Source organism: Emticicia aquatica, from assembly GCF_923079645.1.
Classification (GTDB): Bacteria; Bacteroidota; Bacteroidia; order Cytophagales; family Spirosomataceae; genus Emticicia; species Emticicia aquatica.
In genome coordinates, this window is sequence record NZ_CAKLPY010000012.1 from 1 (window position 1) to 8,009 (window position 8,009).

The 8,009-nt window shown below is 40.2% G+C and carries 1 protein-coding gene and 1 pseudogene; both read right to left on the reverse strand.

Annotation, left to right across the window (positions count from 1 at the left end; translation table 11 throughout):
- A pseudogene (locus MJQ71_RS20750) lies at window positions 1–2,989 on the reverse strand (hypothetical protein); the annotation flags it as partial.
- 517 nt (window positions 2,990–3,506) lie between these two features.
- Window positions 3,507–8,009, reverse strand: a 4,503-nt coding sequence (locus MJQ71_RS20755; RefSeq protein WP_238808866.1) for a beta strand repeat-containing protein, incomplete at its 5' end; no start/stop codon positions are given.

Below are 8,009 nucleotides of genomic sequence, written 5' to 3' on the forward strand. Positions count from 1 at the left end.
AAACACCGCCCATGGCTACCGTTGTATTCGTTCTTGTTGGGTTTTGCAAAGTCGAACTAAAGCTACTTGGTCCTGACCATGAATAACTCAAACCTGTTGTTATTGAACCATTCGTGTTCAAGGAGGTCAAATTAAGTGTGTTACCCGCACATATCGCTGCGACAGCTGGGGCCGAAGCTATTGGCGTTTGGTTTACTGTTACATTCACAGTTGCAGTTGAGGTACAACCGCCTGTTGCTGACGTTATTGTTACTGTATAAATGCCGCCCGCTGCTACTGTTGCATTTGGGATACTTGGATTCTGTGCGGTAGAACTAAAGCTATTCGGCCCTGACCATGAATAACTCAAACCTGTTGTTATTGAACCATTCGTGTTCAATGATGTCAAATTAAGTGTGTTACCCGCACATATCGCTGCGACAGCTGGTGCCGAAGCTATTGGCGTTTGGTTTACTGTTACATTTACCGTCGCTGTTGAGGTACAACCGCCTGTTGCTGACGTTATTGTTACTGTATAAACACCGCCCATGGCTACCGTTGTATTCGTTCTTGTTGGGTTTTGCAAAGTCGAACTAAAGCTACTTGGTCCTGACCATGAATAACTCAAACCTGTTGTTATTGAACCATTCGTGTTCAATGATGTCAAATTAAGTGTGTTACCCGCACATATCGCTGCGACAGCTGGTGCCGAAGCTATTGGCGTTTGGTTTATCGTTACATTTACTGTCGCTGTTGAGGTACAACCGCCTGTTGCCGACGTTATTGTTACTGTATAAATGCCACCCGCTGCTACTGTTGCATTTGGGATACTTGGATTCTGTGCGGTCGAACTAAAGCTATTCGGCCCTGACCATGAATAACTCAAACCTGTTGTTATTGAACCATTCGTGTTCAAGGAGGTTAAATTAAGTGTGTTACCCGCACATATCGCTGCAACGGCTGGTGCCGAAGCTATTGGCGTTTGGTTTACTGTTACATTCACAGTTGCTGTTGATGTACAACCGCCTGTTGCTGACGTTATTGTTACTGTATAAATGCCGCCCGCTGCTACCGTTGCATTTGGGATACTTGGGTTCTGTGCGGTCGAACTAAAGCTGTTTGGGCCTGACCATGAATAACTCAAACCTGTTGTTATTGAACCATTCGTGTTCAAGGAGGTTAAATTAAGTGTGTTACCCGCACATATCGCTGCGACAGCTGGTGCCGAAGCTATTGGCGTTTGGTTTATCGTTACATTTACCGTCGCAGTTGAGGTACAACCGCCTGTTGCTGACGTTATTGTTACTGTATAAATGCCACCCGCTGCTACCGTTGCATTTGGGATACTTGGATTCTGTGCGGTCGAACTAAAGCTATTCGGCCCTGACCATGAATAACTCAAACCTGTTGTTATTGAACCATTCGTGTTCAAAGAGGTTAAATTAAGTGTGTTCCCTGCACATATCGCTGCGACAGCTGGTGCCGAAGCTATTGGCGTTTGGTTTACTGTTACATTTACTGTAGCGGTTGCAGAACATCCATTCCCATCAGTTACGGTAACAGTATATAAAGTTGACGCTGTTGGTGAAACCGTTTTACTTGCTCCATTACCAAGTCCGTTATTCCAAGTATAAGTATATGGTGTAGTACCCCCTGTTGCTGAGGCATTTAAGTTAGTTGACTGACCATTGCAAATAACGGCACTTGTTGGTGTAACACTAACTGCCAATAATGGCGGTTGAGTAACAGCCGTAGTTGCGGTTGCGGTACATCCTTGAAAATCTTTTGCAGTAATTGTATATGTTCCTGCAGTCAAAGAGGTAAATGCTCCAGTTGATTGGAAAGTAGTACCATCTTTACTGAACTCATAAGGAGTAGTTCCGCTCGTTGCCGAAGCTGCAATTGATCCTGTATTTCCTCCAAAACAAATTACTGGAGAAGGTGTTAACGTTAAAACTGGTAGCGGTGCTGCAATAACTTTTATTGGACAACATCCTCCTGTTGGACAAGCATTTGGTCCAGTTGATATTGTATATGAATATTCACCAATTGAATAAATTGTTAAAGCTCCATTAACTATTGAGTATTGACCAGCAACACTTCCCGTAATCGTAACTCCATCTTTTTTCCATACTACATCAGTATATGCCGCTAACGTAATATCAATTTTGTTGCCTAAACATAATTCATAAGGCGTTGATATACAAGCTACATCTTGGTCATCTTCTCCAGAATTTGAAGTAGTTGGACTTGAATCTTTATCGCTCTGAGTCTCTGCCGTTAAATTGGCCGTAATAAATTTAACCCCTTCAGTTGTTGAAGTGGTATTAGTAAATGTCAATGTCGTTGCACTACCTGGAGTTAATGTAGGAATTGTCCATTTTCCAGTGCTTGCATTATAGGTTCCAGTTGAAGCACTTGGAGTTCCGATGCTAATTCCAGCAGGAATTGTTACCGTTACTTCAAGACCTGTAGCTGTTGCATCTCCATCATTTTGAACAGTAACGAAAGCATTAAACGCCGTATTTTTTGAAACAAATGAACCTCCATTATGCGTAACAGCAACCATAATATCCGGTTGTGTTGGAGTAGTTGTAAAAATAGTTTTCTCAAAATTTACACTTTTATCTGTATAACATGAACCATCAGCCGAGTAAACTCTCACATAGTATGTTTGAGTTGTGTTAGCGGCGTTTGTTTTTATGTATCCATTCGTAAAGGAAGAAAACAAGGCAGCATTATTAAATTCTGTTAAACCACTTGGAGCTGCTAATGCAGTTGTCGAAACAACGATTTTATTTGTTCCTGAAACATCTCCATAAAGTTTTATCTTACCATCAGTTGCTCCATCGGCACTTACACTTTCTGTATTCAAGAAGTAAACGATTGGACTAGCACAAGAAGTTTGAGCAAATGCGTTTTGTGTATTTATCAAAAAGCATAAAAGAATAAATATTAGTCCATGACTAAACCTTTCTTTTAAAATTCGTTGATGTAAATGTTTGTTCATTTTTATGGGCAATTTAACGGGTTAACTGATTTAGGTTAGCATTTTTATGGAAAATGAATGAATTCAATTTGTGGATTTAAGGGCTTTTTGCGAGGATTTTGATTACCAAATGAATCACTATTGAGTACGTGTTGTAAGAGTTACTTTTCTGATGAAGTAATCCAATTGCGTAGTAATATTTATTCAGAAGAATCATTACTTAGTCTTATACAATTATTTTTATTATAGAAAGCATAAACGTCGCCGTTTAATAACAATAAGCAATCATTGTGCCAAAGTTAGTTTAGGGAGAAAAAAAACAAGTTTAGGGACAAATATTTAGCTATTTCTGAGTGCTAAATACTTCTCCTAAGTGTAGAAAAGTGTTGGATATGTCTATATTTTTTTATTCAAAAGGCCATAACTACCCCTCCAAAAACAAGTATTTAATTCTTGGATTTTAACAAAAGGGCAATAAAATATCGTTTTACTTAATATTATTAAATAAATAGTGAATTACAGAAAATTAAAAAATGCTTTATTTCATCTTTACAATACTTGCGGGTTCGCAATATCCCGAAGGACAACTCGAACATTGGTTTGAAAATGTGACCGAACGGTCAATCGTACAATTTTGAGTGTTTTTTATCCTAACAGTATAAGTGGTGTTTACGGTTGGGTCAGCAATTGAAGTCAGAACTTCGCCGTTTGTAGGAATCGCTGCAAACGTAGAAGCCGTGCCAGAATTATAGGTAGACCCAACATTATATGAAAATAAATCTGAACTCTTAAATTTAGTAAGTAATAACTTGCCATTATTACTCGGTTGAAAACCAATACAAAGCGAATTAATTGCCGCCAAATTAGCTTCAGGTATTGGATTAATAGTTGCCACTCCATAATTTCTGGTCGTACTTACACAGGTGTTAGAGCTGGTACAACTCGCAAAGTAAACGGCACTTGCAGTAAGTGAAGTAGCAGTAAATGAAGACCCTGTGCCTAATGAGGTTGTGCCTGTCTGAGATGCAAACCAAGTAACTGTTCCACCAGTACAATTGCTTGCCGAAAGTGTAACAGAACCTGTACCACAAATGCTGTTTGAAGTAACTGTTGGAGCTGATGGAATTGTATTTATTGTAGCAATAACAGCCGTGCGAGTACTTGTACAACCAACTGCATTACATTCGACATAATAAGTGGTGGTGGTGGTGATACTTGGAGTTGTATAAGATACTGTTTGACTGAGAGCCGTTCCACCAGTTGAGGCAGTATACCATTTATATACACCCGAACAACCACTAGCTGATAAAGTTACAGTGCCAGTGCCACAACGACTTGCAGGAATTCCTGTTGGTGCAGCTAATGTAACATCACAAAAGGTATTATTAAGGTTATAACATTTGAAATAAAGTGAATTGAGGCGGCGTTCGTCACTTAAAGTTGGATTGGCATTGTCAGCAAAATCCGATGTACTACCATTCCAATCAGCCCCATAGGTAATTGTAATACTACTTTTATTTACATATCCGTAAGACATTACCGCATCAAGGGCTAATTCGTTAATTCCAGCATAAGTAGTCAATGCCCCTTTTGCTTTTAAAGCTCCGCTTAATGTAAGAGAAGTTGGATTTTGAACTTGATGACTTTGATAACCCGAAGATTCGATAAACTCACGAACCTCAGTCCCACTTCCATCTAAATCGAGTCCTGAAGCAACAAGATTTGGAATAACTTTAGCATTGGTAGTGCCTGTATCTACAAAATCTATTTTGAATGTAACCGATTTTTCGCCAGCAGCATCAAAAGAGCCACCCCCATTAATCCAGTTATAATCAATTATTGGTTGCATTGCAGCATCATAACCGCCATAAGTAGCGGCAGGAACATCTAAATCAACAATTGTTATATCAGCGTGTGATTTGCTCAGAATAGTCACAATTGCATCCGTTCCGCCAGTTACATTCGTAAAACGATATTGAGCATTAACTTGCCCGGCCGTTCCCGAAATAAGGGTTGGACTTGAAAAGCTCAATGTTGGTATTACACTACAATCAATATCGCCTGGGTCATCAGTTGTAACTACTACTTCTGTGGTTGCCGTAGCTGTACATCCATTTACATTAACTGTCACAGTATATGTACCTGCCATTGATGTAGTCATTGGTAGTGTTGACACATTATTTAAAGTAGATGTAAAAGCATTTGGTCCACTCCAAGAATAAGTATCTCCACCAGTTGAAAATAAGTTTAAAGTTCCACCGATAAGAATTGGTGTATTTGAAGAAGCAGTTGCAGTTGGTATTGTGTTGATTGTTGCTACTGAACTATTTCTTGGACTGCTCACACAACCATTCAAACTGCATTCTACATAATACGTTGTTGTCGTTGAAATACTTGGGGTTGTGTAACTCGCTCCAGTTGCTAAGGAGGTACCACCTGTTAAACCTGTATACCATGAAATTGTACCGCCTGCACAACCGCTTGCACTTAAACTAACTGTGCCTGTACCACATCGACTGCCACCTGCACTTGTTGGCGAACTTGGTATTGGATTAACCGTTACAGTGGTTTGAGCAGTAGTTGAGCACAATTTTGTTCCTCCAATAATCCATTCTGCAAAATTCAATACACTTTCACCACTTGAAGTATTTGCTCCAGATAAAAATACATATCGAACTTCTTCCCCTATAACATTTGGAGTTGGTGAAGCATTTAAAATATCCCCTGTTCCAGTTAAAACATTACTTTGATAAACCATTGCTCCATTTCTCCAAACTTGCATTACTCCACCTTCGGCTCTACTGCTACAACAATCATTTCTTTTATCAATACTTAGATTTGTTATCAAATAGCTTCCTCCCAAATTATATCCAATTCCCCAGTCTGTGCCAGCGGTAACTCGAGAAGCATGAAAAGTATCAACATTTGTATTATCGATATTGTCAAAAAGTGCTGCTGCTCCAGCAAACGAATTTGTCGAATTTATGTAACTAAAATTTGACGAATTGAAATTTGCTACATTAGTTATCAAATTAGTACTAGTCACACTGTTTTGATAAACAGTTGCCGTATAACTTGTATTTGATGTTGGAGAAACCGTAATTGCTGCACTTGAAGAACCATTACTCCACAAATAGTAATTTCCTCCAGTTGCTGAAAGTGTTGTAGATTCTCCACTACAAATTGTAGTTGTACCTGATATGCTTGCCGTAGGTAACACACTTACCGTAATATTTATTGTTGCAGAGGCTGTACACCCTGCTGAGGAAGTTACTGTTACAGTATAAACGCCACCATTTACGGTTTGCCCATTACTTATCGTTGGATTTTGTAAAGTAGATACAAATGAATTTGGACCTACCCATGAATAAGTACCGCCTCCACTTGATGTTAAACTAATCGTATTTCCTACACAAGCTGCTGAACCATTTATTACTACATTCGGAATTGCATTGATTGTTGCTACCGAACTATTTCTTGGACTGCTCACACAACCATTCAAACTACATTCTACATAATACGTTGTCGTCGTTGAAATACTTGGGGTCGTGTAACTAGCTCCGGTTGCTAAGGATGTTCCACCTGTTAAACCTGCATACCATGAAATTGTGCCGCCTGCACAACCACTTGCACTTAAACTAACTGTACCTGCACCACAACGACTGCCGCCCGCACTTGTTGGTGAACTCGGTATTACATTCACCACAACACTTGCTGTAGCTGTTGCTGTACATCCTGCCGATGAGGTTACTGTTACTGTATAAACGCCACCATTTACGGTTTGTCCATTACTTATCGTTGGATTTTGTAAGGTCGAAACAAATGAATTTGGGCCTACCCATGAATATGTACTTCCTCCACTTGATGTTAAACTAATCGTGTTCCCTACACAAATTGTTGTACCTGTGGCACTTGCCGTCGGGATTGTATTGATTGTCGCTACTGAACTATTTCTTGGACTGCTCACACAACCATTCAAACTACATTCTACATAATACGTTGTCGTCGTTGAAATACTTGGGGTCGTGTAACTAGCTCCGGTTGCTAGGGAGGTACCGCCTGTTAAACCTGCATACCATGAAATTGTGCCGCCTGCACAACCACTTGCACTTAAACTAACTGTACCTGTACCACAGCGACTACCACCCGCACTTGTTGGTGAACTCGGTATTACATTTACCACAACACTTGCTGTAGCTGTTGCTGTACATCCTGCCGATGAGGTTACTGTTACTGTATAAACCCCACCATTTACGGTTTGTCCATTACTTATCGTTGGATTTTGTAAAGTAGATACAAATGAATTTGGACCTACCCATGAATATGTACCACCTCCACTCGATGTTAAACTAATCGTGTTCCCTACACAAATTGTTGTACCTGTGGCACTTGCCGTCGGGATGGCATTGATTGTCGCTACTGAACTATTTCTTGGACTGCTCACACAGCCATTCAAACTACATTCTACATAATATGTTGTCGTCGTTGAAATACTTGGGGTCGTGTAACTAGCTCCGGTTGCAAGGGAGGTACCGCCTGTTAAACCTGCATACCATGAAATTGTACCGCCGGCACAACCACTTGCACTTAAACTAACTGTGCCTGCACCACAACGACTACCACCCGCACTTGTTGGTGAACTCGGTATTACATTCACCACAACACTTGCTGTAGCTGTTGCTGTACATCCTGCCGATGAGGTTACTGTTACTGTGTAAACGCCACCATTTACGGTTTGTCCATTACTTATCGTTGGATTTTGTAAAGTAGATACAAATGAATTTGGGCCTACCCATGAATATGTACTTCCTCCACTTGATGTTAAACTAATCGTGTTCCCTACACAAATTGTTGTACCTGTGGCACTTGCCGTCGGGATGGCATTGATTGTCGCTACTGAACTATTTCTTGGACTGCTCACACAACCATTCAAACTACATTCTACATAATACGTTGTCGTCGTTGAAATACTTGGGGTCGTGTAACTTGCTCCGGTTGCTAAGGAGGTACCGCCTGTTAAACCTGCATACCATGAAATTGT